Source organism: Schaalia sp. JY-X169 (assembly GCF_014069575.1).
In the GTDB taxonomy this organism is placed as follows: domain Bacteria; phylum Actinomycetota; class Actinomycetes; order Actinomycetales; family Actinomycetaceae; genus Scrofimicrobium.
On record NZ_CP059675.1, the window covers coordinates 52,649 to 77,738 of the forward strand.

23 protein-coding genes are annotated in these 25,090 nt (G+C 59.3%); 11 read left to right on the forward strand and 12 right to left on the reverse strand.

The window, feature by feature from the left end; translation table 11 throughout:
- Positions 1 to 7 precede the first annotated feature (7 nt).
- From H2O65_RS00240 to H2O65_RS00250, 3 genes are all read right to left on the reverse strand, one after another.
- The gene (locus H2O65_RS00240) at positions 8 to 1,033 is read right to left on the reverse strand and encodes a hypothetical protein (protein ID WP_182141641.1); all 1,026 of its coding nucleotides are present in this window, start codon (positions 1,031 to 1,033) and stop codon (positions 8 to 10) included.
- A gap of 125 nt (positions 1,034 to 1,158) precedes the next feature.
- A complete protein-coding gene (locus tag H2O65_RS00245; RefSeq protein WP_182141642.1) occupies positions 1,159 to 1,893 on the reverse strand; it encodes a 5'-methylthioadenosine/adenosylhomocysteine nucleosidase in 735 nt (244 codons plus the stop codon).
- A complete protein-coding gene (locus tag H2O65_RS00250; protein WP_182141643.1) occupies positions 1,890 to 2,447 on the reverse strand; it encodes an S-ribosylhomocysteine lyase in 558 nt (185 codons plus the stop codon). The genes H2O65_RS00245 and H2O65_RS00250 overlap by 4 nt, the downstream gene beginning before the upstream one ends.
- 56 nt (positions 2,448 to 2,503) lie before the next feature.
- Between H2O65_RS00250 and H2O65_RS00255 the strand changes: the two genes are divergently transcribed.
- The 5 genes from H2O65_RS00255 (at position 2,504) to H2O65_RS00275 (ending at position 8,528) form a co-directional block, all read left to right on the forward strand.
- Positions 2,504 to 4,006: an L-serine ammonia-lyase, iron-sulfur-dependent, subunit alpha gene (locus H2O65_RS00255; protein WP_182141644.1), complete on the forward strand. Its 1,503-nt coding sequence runs from the start codon at positions 2,504 to 2,506 to the stop codon at positions 4,004 to 4,006.
- A gap of 337 nt (positions 4,007 to 4,343) precedes the next feature.
- On the forward strand, positions 4,344 to 4,589 hold the full coding sequence (gene nrdH, locus H2O65_RS00260; protein ID WP_182141645.1) for a glutaredoxin-like protein NrdH: 246 nt from the start codon (positions 4,344 to 4,346) through the stop codon (positions 4,587 to 4,589).
- A gap of 22 nt (positions 4,590 to 4,611) precedes the next feature.
- A complete protein-coding gene (gene nrdI, locus H2O65_RS00265) occupies positions 4,612 to 5,043 on the forward strand; it encodes a class Ib ribonucleoside-diphosphate reductase assembly flavoprotein NrdI (RefSeq protein WP_182141646.1) in 432 nt (143 codons plus the stop codon).
- Positions 5,013 to 7,169, forward strand: coding sequence for a class 1b ribonucleoside-diphosphate reductase subunit alpha (gene nrdE / locus H2O65_RS00270; protein ID WP_182141647.1), 2,157 nt, complete (start codon positions 5,013 to 5,015; stop codon positions 7,167 to 7,169). The genes nrdI and nrdE overlap by 31 nt, the downstream gene beginning before the upstream one ends.
- A gap of 45 nt (positions 7,170 to 7,214) precedes the next feature.
- The gene (locus H2O65_RS00275; RefSeq protein ID WP_182141648.1) at positions 7,215 to 8,528 is read left to right on the forward strand and encodes a serpin family protein; all 1,314 of its coding nucleotides are present in this window, start codon (positions 7,215 to 7,217) and stop codon (positions 8,526 to 8,528) included.
- 36 nt (positions 8,529 to 8,564) lie between these two features.
- On the opposite strand, the gene H2O65_RS00280 is transcribed toward H2O65_RS00275, so the two are convergent.
- Together H2O65_RS00280 and H2O65_RS00285 are read right to left on the reverse strand one after the other, a co-directional pair.
- Positions 8,565 to 9,620 carry an NADPH-dependent oxidoreductase gene (locus H2O65_RS00280; protein WP_259349530.1) on the reverse strand — a complete coding sequence of 352 codons (1,056 nt, stop codon included), beginning with the start codon at positions 9,618 to 9,620 and terminating at the stop codon, positions 8,565 to 8,567.
- Between the two features lie 80 nt (positions 9,621 to 9,700).
- Positions 9,701 to 11,470, reverse strand: a complete 1,770-nt coding sequence (locus H2O65_RS00285) for an ABC-ATPase domain-containing protein (RefSeq protein WP_182141649.1) — start codon at positions 11,468 to 11,470, stop codon at positions 9,701 to 9,703.
- Between the two features lie 45 nt (positions 11,471 to 11,515).
- Between H2O65_RS00285 and H2O65_RS10535 the strand changes: the two genes are divergently transcribed.
- From H2O65_RS10535 to nrdF, 3 genes are all read left to right on the forward strand, one after another.
- Entirely contained in the window at positions 11,516 to 12,274 is a 759-nt protein-coding gene (locus H2O65_RS10535) for a ribonuclease H (protein WP_182141650.1), read from the forward strand.
- 7 nt (positions 12,275 to 12,281) lie between these two features.
- The gene (locus H2O65_RS00295; protein WP_182141651.1) at positions 12,282 to 13,589 is read left to right on the forward strand and encodes an alpha/beta fold hydrolase; all 1,308 of its coding nucleotides are present in this window, start codon (positions 12,282 to 12,284) and stop codon (positions 13,587 to 13,589) included.
- A 123-nt stretch (positions 13,590 to 13,712) separates the two neighbouring features.
- A complete protein-coding gene (nrdF, locus tag H2O65_RS00300; RefSeq protein ID WP_182141652.1) occupies positions 13,713 to 14,723 on the forward strand; it encodes a class 1b ribonucleoside-diphosphate reductase subunit beta in 1,011 nt (336 codons plus the stop codon).
- A 60-nt stretch (positions 14,724 to 14,783) separates the two neighbouring features.
- Here the strand turns inward: nrdF and H2O65_RS00305 are convergent, their stop codons facing one another.
- Positions 14,784 to 16,916 carry an MMPL family transporter gene (locus H2O65_RS00305; protein WP_259349531.1) on the reverse strand — a complete coding sequence of 711 codons (2,133 nt, stop codon included), beginning with the start codon at positions 16,914 to 16,916 and terminating at the stop codon, positions 14,784 to 14,786.
- A gap of 106 nt (positions 16,917 to 17,022) precedes the next feature.
- Between H2O65_RS00305 and H2O65_RS00310 the strand changes: the two genes are divergently transcribed.
- The gene (locus tag H2O65_RS00310) at positions 17,023 to 17,652 is read left to right on the forward strand and encodes a MarR family winged helix-turn-helix transcriptional regulator (protein WP_259349532.1); all 630 of its coding nucleotides are present in this window, start codon (positions 17,023 to 17,025) and stop codon (positions 17,650 to 17,652) included.
- Here the strand turns inward: H2O65_RS00310 and H2O65_RS00315 are convergent.
- Positions 17,649 to 18,338: a TetR/AcrR family transcriptional regulator gene (locus tag H2O65_RS00315; RefSeq protein ID WP_182141654.1), complete on the reverse strand. Its 690-nt coding sequence runs from the start codon at positions 18,336 to 18,338 to the stop codon at positions 17,649 to 17,651. The genes H2O65_RS00310 and H2O65_RS00315 overlap by 4 nt on opposite strands.
- 109 nt (positions 18,339 to 18,447) lie before the next feature.
- On the opposite strand from H2O65_RS00315, the gene H2O65_RS00320 reads away from it, so the two are divergent.
- A complete protein-coding gene (locus H2O65_RS00320; protein ID WP_182141655.1) occupies positions 18,448 to 19,326 on the forward strand; it encodes an aldo/keto reductase in 879 nt (292 codons plus the stop codon).
- A gap of 96 nt (positions 19,327 to 19,422) precedes the next feature.
- Here H2O65_RS00320 and H2O65_RS00325 read toward each other — a convergent pair whose 3' ends face one another.
- From H2O65_RS00325 to H2O65_RS00345, 5 genes are all read right to left on the reverse strand, one after another.
- Positions 19,423 to 19,797 (reverse strand): type II toxin-antitoxin system death-on-curing family toxin, encoded by a 375-nt coding sequence (locus tag H2O65_RS00325; RefSeq protein WP_182141656.1) that lies wholly within the window; start codon positions 19,795 to 19,797, stop codon positions 19,423 to 19,425.
- Positions 19,794 to 19,958, reverse strand: a complete 165-nt coding sequence (locus H2O65_RS00330) for a hypothetical protein (protein ID WP_182141657.1) — start codon at positions 19,956 to 19,958, stop codon at positions 19,794 to 19,796. The genes H2O65_RS00325 and H2O65_RS00330 overlap by 4 nt, the downstream gene beginning before the upstream one ends.
- Positions 19,959 to 20,062: 104 nt before the next feature.
- Complete coding sequence (locus H2O65_RS00335) at positions 20,063 to 20,266, reverse strand: helix-turn-helix transcriptional regulator (protein ID WP_182141658.1); 204 nt, start codon at positions 20,264 to 20,266, stop codon at positions 20,063 to 20,065.
- Positions 20,266 to 20,760: a DUF2975 domain-containing protein gene (locus H2O65_RS00340; RefSeq protein WP_182141659.1), complete on the reverse strand. Its 495-nt coding sequence runs from the start codon at positions 20,758 to 20,760 to the stop codon at positions 20,266 to 20,268. The genes H2O65_RS00335 and H2O65_RS00340 overlap by 1 nt, the downstream gene beginning before the upstream one ends.
- A 278-nt stretch (positions 20,761 to 21,038) precedes the next feature.
- Positions 21,039 to 22,364: a Fic family protein gene (locus tag H2O65_RS00345; protein WP_182141660.1), complete on the reverse strand. Its 1,326-nt coding sequence runs from the start codon at positions 22,362 to 22,364 to the stop codon at positions 21,039 to 21,041.
- A 321-nt stretch (positions 22,365 to 22,685) separates the two neighbouring features.
- On the opposite strand from H2O65_RS00345, the gene H2O65_RS00350 reads away from it, so the two are divergent.
- Positions 22,686 to 25,049, forward strand: coding sequence for a cell wall-binding repeat-containing protein (locus H2O65_RS00350; RefSeq protein WP_182141661.1), 2,364 nt, complete (start codon positions 22,686 to 22,688; stop codon positions 25,047 to 25,049).
- Positions 25,050 to 25,090: the final 41 nt, after the last annotated feature.

A 25,090-nucleotide genomic window follows, 5' to 3' on the forward strand; every position in this document is an offset into this window, starting at 1 on the left:
TTCGGGACTAGCCATTCTGACTGGTCGCGTACTTGGCGAGCATGGCATCTAGTTCCGCCTTGTGTTCATCGAGGAACTTCTGTTGTGCGGCAAAGTCGACTTCTTGCTGGACTTCGGCGTAGTTGACTTCGTCGGCGCACTTCCAGTCCGCGGTTGCAGTGGCGATTTCTTGGGCGCGCAACTCTTCAATGGCTTCCGCAGACGGTTCAACCCATTCCTCCCCAACCTGGGCGTCCTCGTAGAGTGCATTCTGGGCTTCATAGATGGAGTTCGACGCCTGATCCCTGGTTGAGAATTCGGGGAAGCCTGCGGAGGCCATGCATGCGGCCCACTCTTGGTTGACTGCAGTTAGCTCCGGGGCGTTTTGGACGGTCTCCCAGTGGGTGTTCATAGCATCGATGAGGTCGGCAAACTCCGGGTCCTCCCACATGCCCATCGTCGGGTCGTCCTGAGCGAGCTGGTTGTCAGCCCAGCCGAAGCAGCCGTTGTCTTCCCAGTTGTACTCGTACGCCTCCTCGTCGTCCCCATCCACTTCCTCGAATTGGGGTTCGCCGTAAAGGGTGGCGTAGTAGGCCTCCTGCTCAGATGGACTCAGGGAGTTTACGTAGCCTTCATTCGGGTCCACATAGATTTCTTCGTCTACCGGCGCTTCGTCATCTCCGGAGCTTCCGGGCCAATCGAAGACTCCGTAGCCGTATTGCTGCGCAAACTCTAGGGAGTCCCACGCCGGTCCCTTTTGATCGTCGTCAGACATGACGGTTGTGCCACTGTTGGCATTCGGGACATACTCGAAGCCCTCCTTGGCCATGCACTCCGCCATCAACTCTTCGCGTTGAAGGTCGATCTTGTCGTAGTGTTCCTGCGTGTAGTCCTGTCCCTCCCACAGGACGGACAGGTACTTATCGAGGGGGCCCATGGGCGCTTCCTCGCCAGCCGTGTTTCCGGACTGCTGGCTGCTTCCTTGGGAGCAGGCGGCCAGAGCCAAGACACCAGCGGTCATCATGATGGTGAAAGAGGTGAGTTGTCTGCGCATCAGGGGCACCTTCGTCAGGATTGCGGACGCTCACAAGTGTGTTGTGAGCGAGTGGTTGAGTCACTGAAAATCTACCCGAGGGCAGGGGTGGGAATAGTGGAAATCAGGGATCAGTCAGGGTCTAGTCAGGGATGGAGTCGGCGTGGCGGCGAACCCAAGAGTGACTCTACTGCTGCGAAGCTCGTGGCTGCTGCGGACGGCGCCGACTGGTCAAACACTTCGCCCGCGTTCGGGTCGCAAAGATCAGAAATTGCCCGCAGTGAAACCCAGGGGATTGAGAACGACCAGCACACTTGCGCGCCTGCCGCAGTCTCCATATCCACAGCCAGCACATCGCGGAAGCGGGCACGTACCGGTTCAACCTGGGCCCCGTCCACAAATGAGTTACTGGCACTGATGGTGCCCGTGTGAAAAGCCAAGCCCTTTGCCCGCAGCGCGCCAGAGGCGGTGGCACGCAGCCAGGGGTCGGCCGGGTACTTTTCCGGCATTTGTGGGATTTGCCCTGGGGCGTAGCCGAAGGCTGTGGCATCTGCATCGTGGTATAGCGCGTACTCAGACACCACGACATCACCGAGGTGAACGTTTGCACCCAGACCCCCGGTCGTTCCCGCAAAAATCACTGCGCGAGGACGGAGTTGGGTTGCGACAACCGTGGCTGCAAGCGCGGCGTTAGTCATGCCGATCCCCGTCGTTGCAATCACCACCGGGTGGCCCTGGAGGATTCCGCCCCTGAAGTCTGCCGGGCCGCGAAAACCGTCTGGGAGGACCGGGACTTCAACGCTCGCGTCGGGTTCCAGAGCCTCAAGGAAAGGCTGCGCTTCTTCAGTCATTGCGCAGGCGATAACGACTGGTCGAGTCATGATTTCACAACCCCTTCCGCACCGTCCGCCTCATCGGCCGCGATGGCGGTGCCCGTGCCACTTTCCCAGCCCTCACGTCCCGCCAAGAACGTGCCCACTGCGGCCTGAGCTGCCTCAAGGGAATGGTTCGCACCCCACCCACACTGGATCTCATTCGCGGCCGGCACCGATGTAGCAGCAAGCAAGTCCTGCAAAGCAGCCTGAAGAATCGGCAGGAAATCCGCCATTTCCAAGCCCAACGTCAATGCGTAGAAGCCCGTCTGACATCCCATCGGAGAGAAGTCGATCAGGGCATCCGTGTGGTTGCGCATGTGATGTGCCGTCATGTGCTCAATCGAATGCACTGCATCCATCTCAAGATGGTCGACGTTGGGTTGCGTGAACCGCACGTCATATTTGATCAGGACATCACCACCCGGCAGCACCTTGCGATCCGCCACCCGCACGTAGGGCGCGACAACGGTGCGGTGGTCCAAGTTGAAGGATTCAACGTTGAGGTCTGAATCGACCCCGGTGGGCGACTGACTTCTACTGGAGGAGGTTTCTGGGCTCATAACCCTAGGATAAAGCCCCCTCCGACAACCGGAAGAAGTGGTGGACAATAGAGTGCATGACTACTGATGCAAGTGCCTGCCAACTGGGCGTGTTCGACATGTTCACGCTCGGTATCGGTCCGTCCTCGTCCCACACGGTGGGACCGATGAGGGCGGGGCGGCACTTCGGGGACCTACTCCTCTCGGCAGGGATGGAACCTTCCAGGGTCCGGGTCACCCTGTTCGGGTCGCTTGCGGCCACGGGTATAGGACACGGCACGAATCGTGCTGTGCTGCTCGGCCTAGCGGGCGCGCGTCCCGAAACGGTTGAGACCGACCTCGTGGACCAGATCATTCCGAGGATTACTCAGTCTGGCCACCTACCTCTGCACGGTGGCGGTTGCGTTCCCTTCACACTGCCCTTGGACTTGCGGTTTGAACCCCGCGTTACCCGCACGTTTCACGTCAATGCCCTCACCATTGATGCCTGGGATGGCGGTCTAACTGATGTCGACGAGGCCGTTGCATTGAGCCGCACCTACTACTCCACGGGCGGTGGCTTCGTCGTGGTTGACGAGGGCGGAGAAATGGTCCCCGTGGAGGTCGCGCGCGTGGTTGCGGATGCTGGTGAGACCGTTCCGCCCCCATTCCTCCCCTTCCTCTCAGGCGTTGAACTGTTGGACCGTTGCCGAGAAACCGACACCTCCGTCGCCGAGGTCATGAGGACAAATGAGGCGTCCCGACGACCCATTGCCGAAGTGGATGATTACCTTGATCTGGTAGTTTCCGCCATGTTCGCCTGCGTTGAGGAAGGCTGTCGGTCCGAGGGCGTTTTGCCAGGTGGACTGGGAGTTCCTCGGCGGGCAGCTGCTTTGCGAGCTGAGCTGCACGGGGGCGAGGACGATCCGCTGGCGCCGCTTGACTGGGTGACCCTCTACGCCCTCGCCGTCAATGAGGAAAACGCGGCTGGGCACCGGGTTGTCACCGCGCCAACGAACGGAGCGGCTGGCATCATCCCCGCAGTTCTAGGCCACTTTGTTGTGACGAGGGCGGCTCGTCTGGTTGGGGGCATGGAGCAACTCGCTAAGGACTACGACCTGGCGAGGCTAAATGCACTCCTCGAAGCGTTTCCACAGCTGGTCCCAGGAGCTCGGGACTTCCTCCTTGCTGCCACCGCGGTTGGATCAATCATTAAGACCAACGCGTCAATAGCGGGGGCCGAGGTCGGCTGTCAGGGTGAAGTTGGTTCCGCGTCTGCAATGGCTGCAGCAGGATTGGCTCAGGCTATGGGGGGAACCCCGGCCCAGGTTGAGAATGCGGCGGAGATCGCGATGGAACACTCACTGGGCCTGACGTGCGACCCCGTTGGCGGCCTCGTACAGATTCCCTGCATCGAACGAAACGCCATTGGCGCAGTCAAAGCGATCTCTGCGGCGCGCATGGCCCTATATGGGGACGGGCGCCACCAGGTCTCACTGGATGTCGCTATTGAAACGATGCGGCAAACCGGGGTGGATATGCATTCCAAGTACAAGGAGACCTCAATCGGCGGGTTGGCCGTCAACGTCGTTGAGTGCTGAGGGTGCGACACGCCGGGCTCGCACGCAAACTACAGCGATGTCATCCACAGGTCCTCCTGCATCCACAGGCCACTTATACACAGGCTGTGGGTGGCAGGATCGGGGTTGTCCTGCGGCTCCAACGCCCTCGAACAACCACCGTGTCATTCGCTATCCACAGGGGTGACAGTTTCTTACACAGATTGGGCAAGACACGATATATAGGGGTTGTCCCTCTTTCGCACCACAAGGTGTAGTGTTGGCCAAAGCGAAACCGGTATGATTACCGTAAATCACAGACGTGTAGTTTATGTAGTGACAGTGGGCAGGAAGGTCCTCTGGTCAGAAGGAGTTTGACGTGACCATCACCGTTTATTCAAAGCCCCGTTGCGTACAGTGCGATGCCACCTACCGCGCGTTGGACAAGCACGGTGTGGCATACGAAACCGTCGATGTCTCCGTCGACCAGGACGCCCTGGCTTACATTGTCGGCCTCGGCTACAGCCAGGCACCTGTTGTCATTGTTGGCGACAGCCACTGGAGCGGCTTCCGCCCCGACCGCATCAACGCGGTCGTCGCAGCGCTACAGAGCGTGGCCGGCTGAGCCGAAGTCGTGAAGGTTTCTGATGTCTTCGCACACAGAGCCGCATATTGTTTACTTTTCTTCGGCCACAGAGAACACCAAACGGTTTGTTGACAAGCTGGGTTTCCCGGCCCAGCGCATTCCCCTTCGCCCTCGGGATGAACCAATCGAAGTGGCGCAGGAATACGTGCTCGTCGTTCCCACGTACGGTGGGGGAAACACCCGGGGGGCTGTTCCCAAGCAGGTCATTAAGTTCCTGAACGATGAGAAGAACCGCAGTCTATGCCGCGGGGTGATATCCGCTGGCAATACTAATTTTGGCACCGCATACTGTAAGGCAGGCGAGATAGTCGCCAGCAAGGTTGGTGTCCCACACCTCTACAGATTCGAGCTTCTCGGAACAAACGAGGACGTTTCGCGAGTACAAGAAGGACTGAGGAAATTTTGGTCGACAACTTCACCGACACAGGACTAGAAGCAGCTCTGGACCCCGAGCGTGACTACCATTCCCTGAACGCGCAGCTAAACCTGTACGACAAGGACGGCAAAATCCAGTTTGACGCGGACAAGAAGGCTGCTCGGCAGTACTTCCTGACCCACGTCAACCAGAACACCGTGTTCTTCCACGACCTGGCTGAAAAGCTCAACTACCTCACGACTGAGGGCTACTACGAAAAGGAGTTGCTGGACCTCTACCCCTTCGCGGACGTTAAGAAGCTGTTTCAGCAGGCCTACGCCTGGAAGTTCCGCTTCCCAACGTTCCTGGGGGCTTTCAAGTACTACACCTCCTACACCCTGAAGACCTTTGACGGTAAGCGCTACCTAGAGCGGTTTGAGGACCGCGTGTGCATGGTGGCTCTCTACCTGGCCCAGGGTGATATTGAGTTGGCGCGCCACCTGGTTGATGAGATGATGTCGGGCCGTTTCCAGCCCGCAACCCCCACGTTCCTCAACGCCGGCAAGCAGGCACGCGGCGAACTGGTGTCGTGCTTCCTTCTTCGCGTTGAGGACAACATGGAGTCCATTTCGAGGGCGATTAACGGCTCCCTGCAACTCTCAAAGCGTGGCGGTGGTGTCGCACTGTCCCTGACCAACCTGCGTGAGGCCGGGGCGCCGATCAAGCGCATTGAAAACCAGTCCTCCGGCGTTGTTCCAGTGATGAAGCTCTTGGAAGACTCCTTCTCTTACGCCAACCAGCTTGGGGCCCGCCAGGGTGCAGGCGCCGTTTACCTCAATGCCCACCACCCCGACATCATGTCGTTCCTGGACACCAAGCGAGAGAACGCGGATGAGAAGATCCGCATCAAGACGCTGTCTTTGGGTGTTGTCATCCCCGACATCACGTTCGAGCTGGCGCGCAACAAAGAGGACATGTACCTCTTCAGCCCATACGACGTAGAGCGGGTTTACGGCAAGCCGTTCTCTGACATCTCCGTCACCGAAAAATACCGTGAGATGGTCGATGATCCGCGCATCTCCAAGAAGAAGATCAGTGCGCGGCGCTTCTTCCAGACCCTTGCGGAAATCCAGTTTGAATCCGGCTACCCCTACATAATGTTTGAGGACACGGCGAACCGAGCCAACCCAATTGACGGGCGCATCTCGATGTCGAACCTGTGCTCAGAGATCCTCCAGGTTTCAGAGCCCTCGGAATACTACCCGGACCTTTCCTACAAACATGTTGGCAAGGATATTTCCTGCAACCTCGGCTCTCTAAACATTGCCAAAGCGATGGATTCAGAGGACTTCTCTGGAACCATCGAATACGCCATGCGCGCACTCACCGCCGTGTCGGACCTGTCAAACATTGAGTCGGTTCCCTCCGTTGCTGCCGGCAATGCCCGCTCGCATGCCGTGGGCCTCGGGGCCATGAACCTGCACGGCTATCTGGCTAGAGAGAGCATTCATTACGGTTCCCCCGACGCCCTTGAGTTCACTGGCACCTACTTCATGACCGTGGCGTATGAGGCAATCAAGGCGTCCAACAAGATCGCTAAGGAACGCCAAGAGAGCTTCGATGGCTTCGAACGTTCCAAGTACGCCTCCGGAGAGTTCTTTGAGAAGTACATCGAGGGCGATTGGGCTCCGAAGTCGGACAAGGTAGTGGAACTATTCGCCAAGTCCTCAGCCCACATTCCCACCCCCGAGGACTGGAAGGCGCTTGCCGACCAGGTTGGTGAGTACGGGATGTACAACCAGAACCTTCAGGCTATTCCGCCCACTGGCTCAATCTCCTACATCAACCATTCGACCTCGTCCATCCACCCGATCACTACGAAGATCGAGATCCGCAAGGAAGGCAAGATTGGTCGCGTCTACTACCCGGCGCCCTACATGACCAATGACAACCTTGAGTTCTATGCGGACGCGTATGAGATCGGCCCGGAGAAGATCATCGACACCTATGCGGCTGCAACCCAGCACGTCGACCAAGGTTTGTCTTTGACTCTCTTCTACCCGGACACGGTCACCACCAGGGAGCTCAACAAGTCCTACATTTACGCGTGGCGCAAGGGCATCAAGAGTCTCTACTACATGCGAATCCGCCAGGTCGCCCTCGAAGGGACAGAAATTGAAGGTTGCGTTTCCTGCATGTTGTAGTGAAACGCGCTACCAGATGAGGTAATCAGTTAGTAAAGTTATCTGATGGTCAAGTATTCGCGAAGTCTGGTTCTCAGCACAGTTGCAGCATTCGGATTCTCCATGGCGGCATGCGCTGGTGGTGGGGAGGGCGGGGACATGCAAAGTACAGGCGGCGTTGATGCGAACGGCAGCTCGGAAGCGACATCGGTAGATTTTGAACAGGTGTCGATGGGTGACGTCCGCGATGCGGGTTCCGTGGTGAAGGCGACTCGGAAGCTCGGGTTGGAGGTTCTGGCTCATAGCCCCAAGGACACCCTGGTCACGTCACCCGTCTCAACCGTCGTTGCCCTGGCAACACTTGGAGCGACGGCAACGGGTGAGGCGGAAGACCAGTTCTCACTGCTGTTAGGTGCCAGTGGCGAAGAGCGCAACAAAGTAGTCAACGCACTGCTTGGCACCCTTGATTCTTATCGTGTTCCTGCTGACCAGATTGACACGGAAGATCTCCCTGAAGATCCGCAGGTTCACCTCGCAAACCAGATGGTCCTGGACACCGGCTTCAAAGTCGAACGGACCTACCAGGACGCCCTCAAACGCTGGTTCAACACCGGGACGGTCGAGGCCGAGCTCGGTGACGCCTCCGGCAAGAAGGTGCTGGATGAGTGGGTTCGGGAGAATACCGCGGGCCTGATTGAAAAATCAGCAATTGAACCCGACCCCGACCTGCGCTTGGTTTTGCAAAACGCCATCGTCCTTGCCTCGCAGTGGCAACAGCCCTTCATGGCAGACATGACCGCGCCAGCCGAATTCCACAGCGCGGATGGCACCCTCATTGAGGTCGACTTTCTCAATGGCTCACAGCAGGTGAACTACGCCGAGGCAGACGGGTGGCAGATGGTTGAACTGCCATACGGCAGTGATGGAAGACTCGTCGCCCACTTTGTCCTGCCACCGGAAGGTACGCCCGCTGCGACCGTGACCACGGACATTCTGGGGACCCTAGAGGGCGACCTCGTTCAGAGGATGGTTGACGTCTCCATTCCTAAGTTGGATCTGAAGACGTCAGTGACCCTCAATGACCCGCTACAGAAGGCGGGGCTCACCTCGGTCTTCACGGATAACCCACCTGCGTTGCAGTACATTTCCGCCGCCGAGTCCCTGGTGGTTTCCGAGGTGATCCAGCAGGGATCGATCAGGGTGGATGAAGCGGGAACAGTGGCTGCTGCTGTGACAGAAATCGGGGTTCGCGCCACAATGATGCCCCCTGAGCCTGAGGTTTCCTTCGTTGCGAACCGGCCCTACCTGATGCTAATCACCGACACCAACACGGGTTGGGATCTGTTCCAGGTCCTCGTAAATAGCCCCACCGGTAAGTAGGCCGTGTAGCGACGTCGCCGGAGGACGAGGGCGCACCTAGCGCAGGCACATCCCCTGACTGCGCAGGACCGCCAGCATGTCCGTCTTCTCGGTCGGCCCGGTTCCCGGCTTGGTTTGCGCTTGCAGAGTGTAGGAGTCTTGACGCTTTCCGCCCTCGCGCAAGTCGTAGTAACCCTGGATGGTCTGGTCGTATTCCTCCATGGCAGCGAGGTATGACGGCTGATCCCAATCGGGGTAGGTGTCTACGCCAGTCGTGACGTTGCGGGGGATGCGCGGCTTCTTCTGCGGCTCCTGGTTGGGGTGCCCAACCAGCATGCCCACCAGCGGGTATGTGAACTTGGGGAGCTGCAATGCTTCGATCAGAGAGAGTGGATCCCTCCCGATAGAGCCCAGATAGCAGGTTCCAAGACCCAGGCTCTCGGCTGCCACGACCATGTTTTGCGCCGCAATCAGTGTGTCTTCAACCCCCTGGGTGTAAGCGCCCACTGTCTCAAGGGGGGCAAGGCTGAGACCCTCCGCCTCGCGTATCCGTGTCAGCCTGGACAGGTCAACCACGAACACGAACAGTTCGCCGAGGTCGCCACCGACGTAAGGCTGGCGTGAGGACTGGTAGATAACCTCGCGGATGGCAGGATCCTTGATCCGCAGCACCGTGCACGCCTGGTAGAAGCTGGTGGTCGGGGCGTGGCGGGCCACGTCCAACAGGGTGGCTACTTCGTCCTCGGACACCGGCTGCTCCGTGAAGGCACGGATGGTGCGGTGATTCAGCTGGGTGTCAATGGTTTGGTTGAGGACTAGTCCCGGACTTGTGTTTGCTTCCATACCCCCAACTGTATCCGCAACGCGCTGCGGTAGCAGTGCCTTCGCGGGAGCCGGATGAGGGCGGGTGATCGTCCAAATCCAGAAGACGTTGATCAGCGCGATTGAGCCGTTCATAAAGACAAAGGGCCAGTTGGAATCGATGACGGACGTCATCGCTGCGATGGTACTTCCAATCAGATTGAGAACCCTGAACCACATGACATTGGGTACCGCCAGTGAGACGACAACCAAAATAGGGCCAAGCCACCCGAACCAAAAAAGAAAATCCACCGCAACCTCCATGTCACATCGTGTGGGACGACGTTAGTGGAAATCGCCTTGTAGAACCAAGTTTCGGCAAGAAACGTGATCTAGACGTCTTTTATTTGCAGGGGTCGGTACCTATTAACGGCGGCAGCTACATCAACCATTCGTGGGCGTGCCAAAAACGCCGGGTAGCGACGCGCACCAAACTTGGTGAGGGCGTCGAGTCCCGACTGATCGAGTTGCTGTTGCAGCTCTTCGAGTAGGTCGGCTAGGGGGCGGTTGCCGTCCGCGAGTTTTTCGAGGACGCCCCGCACAGCCCAGGCAATTGCCTCCGTCTGGCCCTGATCAACAATCTGTTCCACGTCGCTCACGTCAATCGCATCTCGATCCAAAGTGATGGTGTCGAGGCCGGAAGCGCGGGTCTTGGGACGATCGGCGGCGCTGCGTGACTTCTCCGGGGCGCGTTGGGTGAGCGCGGGGAAGCCCGGAATATCACTGCGCACACGCGGCAGAGCCGCGCAGACTTGGTCGGCACGATCCGTCACGTCCTCGCACCTGTAAGAGTCCATCTGCAGAACCAGGTCCGCCACATCCAGGTACGCGCCAGAACCACCCATGACCAGGATCAACGAGGTTGGGGTCGGGTTAGCCTGTGACGCGGTGGCGAGTCCCTGGATGCGGTCGATGAGGGGTGTGATGGGCTCTTGGGCAGCGGAAACCAGTTCCCGCATGCGTTCGTCGCGGATCATCAGGTTCGTGGCCGACGTGTCTTCGTCAATTAGCAGCAGGGGGGAGCGCAAGCCCAAAGCCTCGACAATAGACGCGGCCTGCGATGTGGAGCCCGAGGCATTCTGGGTGGAAAACGCCCTCGTGTCCGCGCCGGTAGGGAGGTGGTTTATGAAGGGGGAAACATCCACCTTCGTAATGGGGCGGCCATCCGCGGCGCGAATCTTCACGGCCTCGGGTAGTGCGGCGACCAGTTCGCGGCCGTCCCCGGGGATGTGTGCGTAAACGCCGCGTTGGATGGCCGACAACACCGTGGACTTACCGTGGTAGCCACCGCCAACGATCAGGGTGATACCCGGAGGGATCGCCATACCCTCCACCACTCCAGCGTGGGGGAGGACGACCGAGCGGCGCAGGCTCTCTGGTGATTCAAAGGGGACACCGTCTTCCAGCGGCAGTTGTGACACCCCGGAACGACGCGGCAGGATCGCGTTGTCATTGACGAACGCAACCCAGTCGTTGTCGCGCAGCGCGCGCGTCAGTGCAACGTGGTCCTCATAGGTACGGATGTGGCGGAGCAGGTCATCCAAGTAGTCGCGTGCTTCCGGGGACCAGAAGTCGAAGGCCTCGCCGACCGCGTCGGGCAGCTCGTCCTCGAAAATGGTGGCGGCTTGGCGTCCCTGGATGGTTCGCCCTCGGGCAGGAAGCTGCACTTGCATGCGCAGTTCAACCCGCTCGGGGGTGACGACTGCTGCAGAACGATCAAGGATTTCCTGGGTGGTGCGCACAATCGACAGTGAGGGGCGGCCGTCATGGCGGCGGATCGCGTCACCGAAGGCGCGGATCAAGAAGTCACCGGTGGCAACCCGCTGGCCGGGCGTCGTCAGGGTCTCGGGCGGCAATCCCATCTTGGAAGGATCCGCTGTGATGCGCAGGGACGAGGGCGGGGCGTAAGGATCCGACTGGACCCGATCAAGGTAGACCTTGAAGCCGCCGAAATCCCACTCCCCAATGGCGCGCTTGTAGGCGCCGTAAGAAGATCCGTCGATCTTGCGAAGAAGAGCTAGGAGGTCCTGCTGAGAGCCCGTTTTGGAGCTGTCATCAAACTTGCGGGGACCGGAGTTGGTGCGCCTGGAGTAGTTGCTCATGGGGACAGACTAGGTGATGTCGGAGGGGGTAGCTATCATCAGCGCATGACAATTACTGCTGCTGTGGATGGTTCCGCCCTCGGGAATCCGGGCCCTGCCGGTTGGGCCTGGGTTGTGTCCCCCGACGCCTGGGCTGCGGGGGGTTTTGACCGCGCGACCAACAATATTGGGGAACTCATGGCGCTGGTCCGCTTACTGGAAGACACGGCTGCGGCTGGGTTTGAGGATGAGGCGCTGGTGGTTCTGGCTGATTCTCAGTACGTCATCAACTCTGTGACGAAGTGGATGCCAGGTTGGAAGCGGCGTGGTTGGAAGAAGGCAGATGGCAAACCGGTGATGAACCGGGAACTCTTAGAGCGGATTGACAAGGCTATGAAGGGTCGGGATGTCCGCTTTGAGTGGGTGAAGGGACACGCCGGACACGATATGAATGAGGCCGCGGACTTGCGGGCGAGGGCGGCTGCGGAAGCGCATAAGACCGGGCGGGCCGTGCCGACGGGACCCGGGTTCACTGAGACAGTGGGGTCGCGCACGGCGCTTGCGGCGGCCCGCGGTTCGGTGCGGGCAGCGGGAGGTACCTCTCGGGGGCACTCGCAGGCGCCCTCGGACGAACCCATTGTCGCGATTGCGGCGGCAGACGCGACACGGCGCTGGACGGATGTGCTGGCCAGTGCCCATTTGGACCCGGTGACCATCACAGAGCCTGGGAAGGCGCCGCTTCTGCTGTTGGATGCTGACTTGGCGTGGCAGGCACTCGCACTACTGGATGACGGGGGTGACGGCGGCGATGGTCGCCTGTTCTAATTGACCCATGCGTACTACTTCATACATCCAGCATTCATGCCAGGTCCACGAGCACCGGCTCAACGTGCCTTTAGACCCGACGGGTCAGCACTACGCGGGCCGTGAGATCGAGGTGTTTGCGCGGCAGATTGTGGCTCCGGGCGGGGAAGATCGACCGTTGCTCGTCTTCCTTCAGGGCGGTCCCGGTGGTGCTGGACCGCGGGTAGGTAACTTCCGTGAGGGGTGGATTGGTGAGGCGCTGAGCGACTACAGGGTCCTGCTGCTCGACCAGCGTGGAACCGGCCAGTCCACGGCTCTGTCAGCAGACGTGATCATGGGTGAAGATGACCCGGCTCTGTTCACTTCCATGTTCTTGCAGAACCAGATACTCAGCGATGCAGAGGCGTTTCGTGCGGAAGTCGGCAAGGGCAAGAAGTGGTCGACTTTGGGGCAGTCGTACGGCGGCTTCCTTACTCTGGGCTACCTGTCGCAACACCCGGATGCACTCAAAGAATCTTTCTTCACCGGGGGGTTGGCTGGCCTGGTGGGGATTGAGGAGATTTACAGGCTCACTTACCCGTTGACTGCCGGGCGCAATCAGACCTACTTCAAACGCTATGTTGAAGATGAACAGGCTATCCGCGAAGTGGCAGCCCACTTACGCGATAGTGATGAGAGGCTGCCGACTGGCGAGCGGCTTACCCCAACCCGGCTCAGGTCCCTGGGTCTTTCCCTGGGAGGGTCGATCAATTTTGACCTGCTGCACTACCTGTGGGAGGGGCCGTTTGAGATGCGCGGCGGGCAACGGCGTTTGACCAGCCGCTTCCTAGCTGAGGTCGGGGGCCACCTTTCAGGCGCGCTGTCTCCGCTGTACTGGGTTCTACAGGAAGCCATCTACGGGCAGACCACCGCCGAGGCAACCGGTGGGGGAACCAACTGGGCTGCGCTACGGCTTTCTTCAGAGTTTGAGGGTTTTGATTTGGACGCCGATCCTCTCGATCTGAGCGTTCCCTGGTACTTGACCGCTGAGCACCTGTTCCCCGCCCTCGTCGGCGAGGACCCCGCGACAGCAACGTTGCTACCGGTCGTTGAGTCGCTGGCACAGAGGAGCGCGTGGCCGCAGACTTACGACAGGGACGTCCTCGCGCAGGTGGATGTGCCCAAGGCGGCGCTGATTTACGACGATGACATCTATGTTCCACGTGAGTTGTCGAAGCAAACTGCGAACCTGATGCCGAACACGCGGACGTGGGTGACCAATCGCATGCAGCACGATGGTCTGCGTTCTGGGGGCTCGAAGGTGTTTGCTGGACTGAAAGAGCTCCTGGCTGAGTAGGTGGCGAGGATGGGCTAATGGAGTCGGGCCCGGGAAGTCGTTAGGCTAGGACGAAGGTCTAGCATGAAGCAGGATCTGCGGACCGCGTATGCAACTGAGAAATTGCGAAATGGAGGAGTCTCAATGTCACCTGAAGAGCGCAAAGCCCCACTGGGGGTTGGCAGCGAAACCGTTGATGGGCATGAGGTGTTTGAGGCCATTAACTGGAACAAGATTGAGGACGACAAGGACCTAGAGGTCTGGGATCGTCTCACCGGCAACTTCTGGTTGCCTGAAAAGATTCCGTTGTCGAATGACATTCCTTCGTGGAAGACACTCAGCCAGGAAGAGAAGGACACATTCAGCAACGTCTTCACGAACCTGACCTTGCTCGACACCCTGCAGGGCACCGTCGGTGCGGTGAGCCTGATTCCTGATTCCTACACACAGCACGAAGAAGCGGTTTACACCAACATCGCATTCATGGAGTCGGTGCACGCCAAGTCGTACAGCTCTATCTTTTCCACGCTGCTCAGCACTGAGGACATCAACAAGACCTTCCGCTGGGCCAAAGAGAACCCGCAGGTGCAGAAGAAGGCTGAGATCATCAACTCCTTCTATGTTGCTGATGACCCGGAGAAGAAGAAGATCGCTTCGGTGATGCTGGAGTCGTTCATGTTCTACTCGGGCTTTTACGATTCCCTGTACTGGGCGTCGCACGGCAAGTTGACGAACTCCGCCGACATCATCCGCCTGATCATTAGGGACGAGGCCGTTCACGGCTACTACATCGGGTACAAGTTCCAGGTGGCGTACAAGAAGGCAAGTGCCGAGCGCCAGGATGAGTTGCGCGGATTCGCCCTCGACCTCCTCATGGAGCTCTATGACAATGAAGAGCAGTTCACTGAGGATCTTTACGACCCGGTGGGGTTGACCGAGGACGTGAAGAAGTTCCTGCGCTACAACGCCAACAAAGCCCTGATGAACCTGGGTTTCGATGCGTTGTTCCCCGCTGATGCGACAAACGTGAATCCGGCGATCCTGGCGCAGCTGGCCCCCGATGCCAATGAGACGCACGACTTCTTCTCTGGCTCCGGATCCTCCTATGTGATTGGGGAGATCGTGGAGACGGAGGATGAGGACTGGGACTTCTAGGCCCGCCAACCTTAGCCAAGGGTGGTTCGGGTGTGCTGTGGTTCGAGGCGGCGGGTGCGTCTAAGTGCGCGCCTCGCCATCTCCCGGCTTTGCCAACCTCGATGGCCACCAAATCGCCCGCCCGATGTCGTACGTCAAGGCGGGAACTAGCAATGTCCGCACCACGAACGTGTCAAGCAGCACCCCGAATGCAACAATGAACGCCAGTTGTACCAGGAAGAGGATCGGGATCACCGACAAGGCCGCAAAGGTCGCCGCAAGCACCAGACCCGCCGACGTAATTACACCTCCCGTGATGGTAAGACCCCGCAGAATTCCCTGCCGTGTGCCGTGTTTCAACGACTCCTCCCGAACTCGAGTCATCAGGAAGATGTTGTAGTCAATGCCGAGGGCAACCAAGAAGATAAACCCATACAGCGGCACAGCTGGGTCCGCGCCAGGGAAGTCCAAGACATGGTTGAACATGATTGCAGAAACCCCCATGGCCGTGCCGAACGACAGGACCGTTGTCGCGATCAACAAGATTGGCGCAACAATCGACCTCAGCAAGACCATCAAGATTGCAGTGATGACGACGAGGACTACAGGAATGATGAGGTTGCGGTCGTGGATCGACGCCTGGTTGGTGTCAACGGCAGTTGCGGTGACACCTCCGACGAGGGCGCTCGGAGCCGCGGCCTCGAACTCCGCTCTAATATCACGAACGGTCTGCCCCGCAGCATCAGAATCCGCCGCATCCGTCAGTGTTCCCTGCAGGAGCACTTGACCGTTCACAACAGTTGGTTCTGGACTGGGCGTCCCGGGTGGTCCGAGTGGTTGGATTCCGTCCTCTGTCACGGGCGCGCTTCCGCTGGGTGAGTCAGCCGCGGTGACCGAAACACTGTCGATGCCGTCGTTTGCTAGAAGAGTTGCGACCGCCGCTTGCATCTCACCATGGTCAACGATGATTTGCGCCGGTGATCCAGAACCGCCGGGGAAGTGCTCGCCCAAGGCGACTTGACCATCACGCGCCTCAGATTGTCCGAGGACGAGGTCGGATTGCGGGACCCCGACCGCATTCAGTTGGGTGACTCCCAGCGCCCCGATGAGCAGAACCATTGTGGTTGTCACCCAAATTGCTCGGGGGCGCCGCTTGATAACGTCCGCCAGTTTCGTCCAGATTCCTCGGTTCGGCAGTCCGCCCTCGGCCGCCACCACGACTGGTTCGAACTTGGGCACACGCGGCCAAAATGCTGCCCGTCCGAATGCAAAGAGAATGGCGGGCAACAGGGTTAATGCTGAAGCCATAGCAAAAAGGATGCCGATGGAAGCAACCGGGCCCAGGGTGCTGTTCGACTTGAGGTCACTGAGCAGCAGGCACATGAGGCCAGCAATGACTGTGCCCCCGGAGGCGAGAATCGGTTCGAAAGCTCCCTTGAGCGCTCCCTGGGTGGCCGCCCACTTGTCTGAGTGGACGCGCAGCTCCTCACGGTAGCGCGCCACGTAGAGCAACGAATAGTCAGTGGCTGCGCCGATGACCAGGATGAAGAGGATGCCTTGGGTTTGTCCGCTGAGCGCCAGGATTTCCCACTTCGCTAGCCACCACACGGTTAGTAGCGCTGCACAGAGCGCGAACATGCTGGTGGAGAGGACAGCAATGGGTAGCAGGAAGGACCTGTAGACCAGGATGAGGATGATCAAGACAGCCAGTAGTGCAACGCCGAGAAGGATACCGTCGATACCCGCAAAGCCCTCAACCAGATCGGACGTGAAACCCGCGGGTCCGGTAACGAAGACTTCAAGGCCGTCAGGTGTGGTGGACTTGAGTTCGTCGCTGAGTTGCGACACCACTTCAGCAATGTCCGAGTCCGTCGCGATGGGAACGAATGCCTGTGCGGCGAGGTCGTCTGCGGAGGGAATGAGTGGGGACACCTCCGTGACGCCCTCGGTGGCAGTTGCTTGTCTGAGGGCGTCTTCCAGGGCAGCAACCTGCGTCTCAGTCAGTGGTTCCGCGGCCGTGAAGACGACGATGGCCGGAATCGCGTTGGAGTCGTTGAATTCCCCAAGCAGAGATTGAACCTGGGTGGCATCCGCGCTTTCGGGAAGGTAGGTGGTTTGGTCATTGGACGCAACCTCAGACACCTTGCCAAAGTACGGGCCGCCGATGGCTGCAGCGGTGAGCCAGATGAGGACGAGGACGGCCGGAATGGCCACCCGTAACCATCGTGGAGCCGAAGATCTTTTTGTGGCTATCGTGTCCATATCGTCCCAAAAGTACCTAGATTATATAAATGCTAACGAGGCTAATAATAAACACATAATGAAATATGCGACAAGGTATAGTGTCCATATGGCGAATGAGGATGCGAACGTCCAGGCGGCAAGCGTGCGCCTCTATGACGTCAACATGAATGATCCGCACTCCGTCCTTGTCGATCGGTCTCATATATCCCCTGACGATCAGCGCCAAGTTACCGAAGTGATGAACGCCCTGGCCCGTCTCCGCGATGCGGAGCAGGGCTTGTCAGAGGCCTCCCAGCGTTACATGAAGCTGGGCAAAACGGACATGAAGGCGCTCCACTTCCTCATCGTCTCCCGGCACGCCGATGCCATTGTTACCCCCAGCATTATCGCCGCTCACCTGGGGATATCCACCGCGTCAACCACAAAACTTTTGGACCGGCTGGAAGCGGGTGGACATATTGTCCGTTCCCCGCATCCTACAGATCGGCGCGCTTTGGCCATCACCATTACGGACGAGACCAAGGAAGCGGCAATGCAGACTGTTGGGCTGGCTCAGGCGAGGCGGTTCAATGCGGCTGCCCGCCTCACCGCCGAGGAACGCGCTACCGTGATTCGGTTCCTCGACGACATGATTGGTGAGATAAGTGCGGGCAGCCAGGGGTGGGACGGAGCGGGGAATCGTGGTTCGGTTGGCGGCCGAGGCTAGGCTTCCGTCCGCAGCAGCTCATGCGTGTCGTCGACGCTCAGTGGTGGGACCGGGAGCGGCGACGGATCGCGGTCGGCGCGCAACCCGTCGAGCAAGATCCACAGGTAGCGGTGATACAGCTCGCTGGTGTCCTGGCGGTCTGTGGGTTGGTGCCCGTCTAGGGCAACCGTTGCAACGGCACTCAACGCCACTTGGATGAAGATGAGGTCGGTTCCGGTGACGTCGGTCCGGAGTTGGCCGGAGTTGCGAGCGCGCGCCGCGACCTCGTCCACAAGTGGCGCCAGGCGGTCTCGCGTCTCGTCGTAACTAACCTTGCAGGAGTGCCGTCCGGTGAAAATTTGGGACATTCCGCGGTCAACCGCCTGGATGGCAGAGGCCCGTTCCATGTAGAGGACAAGGCCGTCCCAGGGGTCCGGTTCGGCGAGGGCGCTGCGGAGCACAGCCTCCATCTCTTGGTTCTGCCGCTCCAAGATTGCGTCAATCAACTCATCCTTGTTGGCGAAACGGCGGTACGCGGTGCCAACCCCAACCCCCGCGTGACGGGCGACATCGTTGAGGGTTGCGCTGAGCCCGCGTTTGGCGAATAGGTCACGGCCTGCTTCTATGAGCCGTTCGCGGTTGAGGGCGGCGTCTTTGCGGAGCGTTGGCTCCGCGGTGTCGGGTTCGGTACTTCCTGGTTCGGTCATGGAGATCACACTACCCTAAGTGGAGACAAACTATCCACTTAGGTGTTACGCTCATGTAAGCGGATAGAAACAATCCGTTTAGAGATTCTGAGTTTGAGAGGACCAGCCCATGACCACCACGCAGCCTCACTTCACACTGAACAACGGCGTCACCCTTCCCCAGATCGGCTTTGGTGTCTACCAGACCCCTCCCGAGGAAACTATGGTGGCCGTGCAGGCCGCCCTCGAGGTCGGATACCGCCACATCGACACTGCCGCTGCCTACGGCAACGAAAAGGGGGTTGGGGAGGCGCTGCGCCGTTCCGGCCTCGACCGCTCTGACGTCTTCGTCGAGACCAAGGTTTGGGTCACCGACTACGGATACAACGAAACACTGCACGCTTTCGAGAAGGCTTCGGCGAAGCTCGGCCTCGACCAGATTGATCTGCTCATCCTGCACCAGGCCAACCCGACCGAGTTCGACAAGACCATCGCGTCCTACAAAGCACTGGAAACCCTGCTTGCCGACGGAAAGCTGCGCGCTATCGGCGTCAGCAACTTCCTGCCGGTCCGTCTGGAGCGACTGCTCAATGAGACCGAGGTCGTACCCACGGTGAACCAGATCGAAGTGCACCCCTACACGCAGCAGCGGGAACTACAGGACTTCAACCGCGCTCACGGGATCCTCACGCAGGCATGGTCGCCAATCGGTGGGCTTCGCACTTACAGCAACGGCGACACTCCGCTGACAAACCCGACCATCGTGGCGATTGGTGAGGCTCACGGGAAGTCGCCAGCCCAGGTGATGCTGCGCTGGCACATCCAAGAGGGCCGCCAGGTTATCCCCAAGTCGGTGAAGCCGGCGCGTATCGCGGAAAACTTTGATGTCTTCGACTTTGAGCTTTCGGGCGACGAGCTGGCCGCCATTGACGCCCTCGAACAGGGTATGACGATGGTGCCCGACGAGCTTGATTTCAATACTCTCGTCATCGATATCCCTGAGGCGTGAGGCAGCCTGGGCGTAATACGCGCCCGGGTGGCCGAAGGCGTGGGCGGCGTTCCGCATGGCGAGTGAGGTGTACGGCGACTGAGCCACGCAGTTTGGCTAGTGGTCTTTCAGGAGGCTCTCTAGTCGGGAGGCGACCTCAGTGACCTCTAAGTGGTCCGATGCGCACGCGACAATCAGCTCATACCACTGGTCGTCACTGACTGCTCGATCGCGTATGCCGTTGCCGTTCAGGACCAGGCTTGCGAGCAGAAAGCCCAAGCGCTTGTTGCCGTCAATGAGAGGGTGATTGCGCGCCGCGGAATCGAGCAGAGCCGCAACCTTGGCCCATATCGTTGGGTACATCTCTTGGCCGCCCAACGTGGTCAGCGGTCTGTCAATGCATGCAGCCAACAGACCCCAGTCGCGCGATTCATACCCGCGCTGGACGAGCCATGCTTGGATGTCAGAGAACTCGGGCCACCAAACGGTCATTGGGCGAGGCGGTCAAGGAGGTCGCTTCGCTCCTCGCTGATCTGGTCTAGAAGGGCGTAGGTGAAGTTTCGGGCACGCTTGCGTTCCCATGCCTCTTTGACCAGCGATGCGATGAGCTGGTTCTTGGAAGTCGCCCCCTCTTCAGCCAGTTCATTCAGCATTCTGTCTTCTTCTGGTGAGAGCCGTAGTTGCATAGCCATGTCGTGATGGTACCACTTCAGTACCAAGGGTGATAGTGGTCGATTGTCCGAAGGTTGCAGGCCCCTCAGTCCTCGTACCGCAGTATGTCCCCGGGCTGACACTCGAGGACGCGGCAGATCGCGTCGAGGGTCGTGAACCGCACCGCCTTCGCGCGGCCATTCTTCAGCACCGCGACGTTCGCCGGGGTGATTCCAATTGCTTCTGCGAAGTCGCCGACGCTCATCCCGCGTTCGGCCAACATGCGGTCGATCGTTATGCGGATTGCCATCAGACGACCTCGTCCAGCTCTGCGGCCATGGCGATGGCGCTCTTCAGGAGCGACCGCAGAACCAGGGTGATGCAGGCGAGGGCGACTAGGCCGAGGCAAGCCATCACCTGGATGAGCGCGAGAAACGGACTACCCGCCTGGCCGTTGCTAATCACCACAAATCCCACGACGATCAGAGCGGACGCGCATACCAGGGTGCCCACAAGCACATTGACCCACATAACGGAACGTTGTTCGAGGACGGTCTCTCCATAGATGCGCTGCACCAACAGAGAGACCATCGCCAGGGCGACGAGGCCGAGAGCCGTGAAGCCGATAGCGAGCGCCAGCAGCGGACCGCGCAAGTTCGCGTACTCGGGAAGGCTGTCAGCGGCGCTTGTGGAGACGCTGGGAAGTAGAGCGATTGCGCCGAGGCCGACTAGGGACAGTGCGCCAAGAAGTACCTGGGTGGCGACGACAAGTGCCAACGGTGGGCGGGAAAGATCAAGGTTCATATATCGATTATCGATAGAAAGCTATCGAAAGTCAATAGGTTGGCTAGTCCCGGATCGATGGGTGGCTTGATGGTGGAACCCGACATGCGCAAGGTTGCCGATGTCAGCATAGGTCGCCGATAATTCGCCCAAACACCGGCGACCTACGTTGTCTTCGGCGACCTTGGCTTGGTTTGGTGTCGACTTCGGCGACGTTGGTCACCCGCGCCCTAGTCCAGCAGTGCCAGCGCGGACCGCAACTGCGGGTCGACTGATTCAAGGTTCATTGCCGGCAACATTCACTCTGTCTGCGCGGCGGACTTCTGAGCCGATACGGTCTGGCTGACGATCTCTGGCCACAGTGGGTCCAGGCTTGTTCGGCTCTCGATTCGCGCTCCGAGGTCCTCTAGTTCATCAACTATTGATGGCACGCACCAAACCTGCTTGCGCTTGCGGTTGGTCAACGGTTGCAACACCCCAACCTCCGCCAACTTCTCAATAGCGCTGTAGACGGACGAGGACGCCTTGCCAATGAGCTCTGACATCTCTTCGGCGGCGAAGAACGGGGTGTTTGGGAGCTCGGTGAGAATGCTGGCCGCGGCGCTGTTGGCGCGAGGTTTCCTTCCGGTGCTCTCTGCGTACTGTTCTTCCCAGTCCGCCGGCATCAGCGTCAGGTTCTGGGCCGTCACTCTGGATTCGTTTGCCGCACTGCGAGCTGCGAGTGCAAACATACGGATCAGTGGGCCCGCATCGCCCTCCCTGTATGCGGCAAGTACCTCAAAGTAGGTGTCCCGTTTTGCGACCAGCGCCGAAGCAAGAGGGACGACGACCTGCGAGGTCGCCCCTCGACGTCTGAAAACCGTGTTGATCAACGCCCTCCCGATCCGTCCGTTCCCGTCGGTGAAGGGATGGATCGACTCAAACTGGGCGTGGACGATGGCTGCTTGAACGAGGACGGGAACATCGCTTCTGTTCGCAAAAGCCAGCAGGTCCCCCAGGTAGTCTTCGACGGTCTCGGGCGGAGGGGGAACGTACTGCGCCCCGCGTGGCGAGTAGTCAGATCCACCGATCCAGTTCTGCACGGTACGGATGCGCCCAGCATCCCGCGCCTCGTAGGGGTCATCGGCCATGAGGATCCGGTGAGCTGAGAGGACCTTCTCAAGTGTTATTGGCTGGCCGCCTTCAACGGAGAGGATCAGGTCATTTAGCGCGTCCGCCGAGGCCACCATTGAGGTAGCGGAGGGGTTGGACCTGATTCCGTGAGCTGCTCTCGCAAAGTCCTCCACAGAAGCCTCGATGCGTTCGATTTTGGATGAGGCAACAGACTCTGCGCGGAGCAAGAGTGTTGATATCGCCGCCAGGTCCGGGCCGTGTTCGGCATCAAGCTGCGCAATAGCCGCGAGCGCGCCCTCGGACTCCGCTGCAACCAGCGAGCCGAGTCGCGGTTGGTAGTCGGCAATCGTCGGAGGTAGGCGCACGGTTGTCTGCCGCATCATGCGGTCTTCGCGACTCCCACCCCTTTGGCTTTGCTGCCAATTGACGGCGCGGCGGCCGTGGACAATTAATGGCACGCTTGCATCTGCGCTGTCCCCAAGTCGACCGGGCCCTGCCTTGGAGTCGGCCATGCTACCTCCTAAGTTGGAATAAACGCCCCTATATTCCGACTTAGGCAGTATAACCCGGAACAAAAACCCCGCTATTCCGACTTAGGTTGTGCCTCCCTGAATGCTCGAGGACGATCGCCTCCTAGGCTGCCGCGGGATTCCCCATTGCTACGAACTGCCTGCTCGAGCGATCCGTGCTAGTTTGAAATGTGCTTTCGGGGCTGCTTTCTCAGCAGAGCCTTCCGACATTTGGCAGTTCTGTTTCATGGGGTGATTTCAATTTTCAAACGATCTTCAAAACTGGCCGTTTCTCTATTCATTACAGCAGCATTAATGTTTGGAGTGACCGTTCCTGCTAGCGCAGCCACTCAGGTCGTGGATGGTTGGTCCGTAGCACAGAGGTTCGGCGGTTCCGACCGCTACGAGACTGCCAGTTTGCTCTCGCAAGCCTCATTCCCTAAGGGGCAGACTGACACCGTTGTCTTGGCTTCTGGGAAGAGCTCTGCTGACGCAACGACTGCGGCTCCACTGGCCGTAAAACTTGATGGGTCACTTCTGTTCACCGCGCCGAACACTCTCTCTGCTGCAACCGCGCAGGAACTTCAGCGGCTGAAGCCCAGCCTCATCGTTGTCGTTGGCGGTGACGGGGCCGTGTCCCAGAAGGTTGCCAATGAGGCTGCTGCGGCCGCGAACTCCAGCAACATCACCCGGCTGGGTGGCGCTGACCGCTACGAAACCTCCCGACGGACAGTGGAGTATGGCTGGGGCGCCGATGGTTCCGACACCCTCTACATCGCAACCGGCAAGAACTACCCCGATGCACTTGCGTTGGGGGCGGCTGCCGGACAACACCAAGCCCCGCTCCTGCTTGTCGGTGATGGAAAAAAGTATGCGGATTCTGCCAGCAAAGTCGCAAAGAAACTTGGCGCGTTAAGCAGTTTCATCGCAGGTGGCCCTGCAATTGTAAGCAACCAGATCTCTAGCGCCTTGGCGGCCTCGACCGAGGTCGTCCGCTACGCGGGTTCTGACCGCTACGAAACGTCTGCGGACATTGCGACTGGACAGTTCCTCCCAACCAGGGGTGCGTTCATGGCAACTGGGGAGAACTATCCGGACGCACTGGCTGCGGCAGCTGCTGCAGGGCGTGAGGGCGAACCCCTACTTCTTTCCCGCCGGACATGCCTCCCGAACTCGGGTCACAAGGCTCTGAAGAACCTGTTGGTCGAGGACGTGACCCTGGTTGGTGGAGAGGCCATTTTGTCGCCATCGACCACACCCTGCGACCTCAAAGCGCTCCCTCCTCGCGTTCAAGCAGCAAGCTGCAGTGGCGGCAACATCCAGCCCACCTCTGGAACCGTGCATATTCAGGACGCGTCGGCAATGATCAACATTGGGGTTGAGACGATGGGGCAGGCTCTGCCGACCGCCAAGTCTCAGGGACCTCTGCCCGTGTGTCTTTCCATTGGGACGGGGAACTCCACCTTCAAGAGTTTTGGAACCATCCAGGTTCAGGGCACATCCACTGCGCGCTGGCCGAAGAAGAACTGGACCCTGAAGTGGTATTCGGACAAGCAGCGCACCCGCCCGATATTGGTTCAGGTTGGCTCTTCTGTGCCGACTGACTCCTGGATTGCGAAGGCAGAGTGGATTGATCCAACACAGTCCCGCAACCCATTGGCGTTTGGCCTGTGGGAAGAGATGATCGCTAGCCGGAACAGTGGTTCTGAAGTCAGCCACTCCACCACAGCCAACAACCCCGGTGCGTTGGGATTCCCCCAAACCAACATCTCACGGGTCACCATGGATGGGAAGCACTATGGGATCTCCACACTCACCCTTGGCCATGATCCTGACAACTTCAACATCGACCCTTACAACACGTCGAACATATATATGGAGTTTGACGCCCGCGGCGGATACACGCTTGAGAAGACGTGGACGAAGCTTGGCTCCGATGGCATAGGCACTTGGATTGACAACTATCTGTCGTCAACAGACCTGTTCACCGACGAGCAAAAGTCGGCTATTGATGAGCTGTCGAGTGTCATCAACGGCAGCCAAGAGGACTTTGAAGCACAGTTCGACAAGCATTTCGACAAGGGCAACATGATCGACATGCTTCTGATGATTGAGCTTCTCTACGACTGGGATGGGCGCGCCCAAGACCTGCAGGTAGTCTCTTACGACCTCGACAAATGGTTCTTCCTACCCTGGGATAAAGACACCACGTTTGGAATGAACTCGACCGGCAGACTGCTGGACCCGGCGGTAGAGACCAAGCTGCTGATGGACTATGAGAACGAGGACACGGAAGAGAAGCCTTGGTTCAAGACCTACCAGGCCTTCAGGCCCGAGGTCGAAGCCCGCTACGCACAACTGCGTGACAGTGGGATCTTCTCTGTTGAGAACCTCCAGCAGAAGTCAGCGAACCTACACGCCACCGTGCCAAGCGATGTGTGGACGGCGGAGGCGAACCGGTGGAACTCCCTTGGCCGCCCGTCCTCGGACGTGGTGTCGACCGAGCAGATCCTCACCTGGTTCGAAGCAAGGCTTGGAATGCTGGACTTGCACTTCGGCTATGCGGATGCCCCCGCGGAGCAATCGACCGATGAACCGCAGCCCGACCAACCGCAGTCAGGCGAGCAACCCCAATCCGCCGACAACCACGACGCACAGTCGCGGGCTGAGGGGGCGCAGAGCAGGTAGGGGACGAGGGCGTGTTCCGGGTCATAGGCAGTCAGAACCTC

What these genes read in the sequence shown, in the direction of transcription:
- nrdF (WP_182141652.1), top strand. Translation starts at nt 13,713, where the DNA reads ATGTCACCTGAAGAGCGCAAAGCCCCACTGGGGGTTGGCAGCGAAACC.
- nrdI (WP_182141646.1), top strand. Translation starts at nt 4,612, where the DNA reads ATGTCTTCGCACACAGAGCCGCATATTGTTTACTTTTCTTCGGCCACA.
- H2O65_RS00330 (WP_182141657.1), bottom strand. Translation starts at nt 19,958, where the DNA reads ATGCTGAATGAACTGGCTGAAGAGGGGGCGACTTCCAAGAACCAGCTC.
- H2O65_RS00275 (WP_182141648.1), top strand. Translation starts at nt 7,215, where the DNA reads ATGGTCAAGTATTCGCGAAGTCTGGTTCTCAGCACAGTTGCAGCATTC.
- H2O65_RS00345 (WP_182141660.1), bottom strand. Translation starts at nt 22,364, where the DNA reads ATGGCCGACTCCAAGGCAGGGCCCGGTCGACTTGGGGACAGCGCAGAT.
- H2O65_RS00250 (WP_182141643.1), bottom strand. Translation starts at nt 2,447, where the DNA reads ATGAGCCCAGAAACCTCCTCCAGTAGAAGTCAGTCGCCCACCGGGGTC.
- H2O65_RS10535 (WP_182141650.1), top strand. Translation starts at nt 11,516, where the DNA reads ATGACAATTACTGCTGCTGTGGATGGTTCCGCCCTCGGGAATCCGGGC.
- H2O65_RS00310 (WP_259349532.1), top strand. Translation starts at nt 17,023, where the DNA reads ATGAAATATGCGACAAGGTATAGTGTCCATATGGCGAATGAGGATGCG.
- H2O65_RS00240 (WP_182141641.1), bottom strand. Translation starts at nt 1,033, where the DNA reads ATGCGCAGACAACTCACCTCTTTCACCATCATGATGACCGCTGGTGTC.
- H2O65_RS00325 (WP_182141656.1), bottom strand. Translation starts at nt 19,797, where the DNA reads ATGACCGTTTGGTGGCCCGAGTTCTCTGACATCCAAGCATGGCTCGTC.
- H2O65_RS00335 (WP_182141658.1), bottom strand. Translation starts at nt 20,266, where the DNA reads ATGGCAATCCGCATAACGATCGACCGCATGTTGGCCGAACGCGGGATG.
- H2O65_RS00340 (WP_182141659.1), bottom strand. Translation starts at nt 20,760, where the DNA reads ATGAACCTTGATCTTTCCCGCCCACCGTTGGCACTTGTCGTCGCCACC.
- H2O65_RS00285 (WP_182141649.1), bottom strand. Translation starts at nt 11,470, where the DNA reads ATGAGCAACTACTCCAGGCGCACCAACTCCGGTCCCCGCAAGTTTGAT.
- H2O65_RS00255 (WP_182141644.1), top strand. Translation starts at nt 2,504, where the DNA reads ATGACTACTGATGCAAGTGCCTGCCAACTGGGCGTGTTCGACATGTTC.
- H2O65_RS00245 (WP_182141642.1), bottom strand. Translation starts at nt 1,893, where the DNA reads ATGACTCGACCAGTCGTTATCGCCTGCGCAATGACTGAAGAAGCGCAG.
- H2O65_RS00320 (WP_182141655.1), top strand. Translation starts at nt 18,448, where the DNA reads ATGACCACCACGCAGCCTCACTTCACACTGAACAACGGCGTCACCCTT.
- H2O65_RS00295 (WP_182141651.1), top strand. Translation starts at nt 12,282, where the DNA reads ATGCGTACTACTTCATACATCCAGCATTCATGCCAGGTCCACGAGCAC.
- H2O65_RS00315 (WP_182141654.1), bottom strand. Translation starts at nt 18,338, where the DNA reads ATGACCGAACCAGGAAGTACCGAACCCGACACCGCGGAGCCAACGCTC.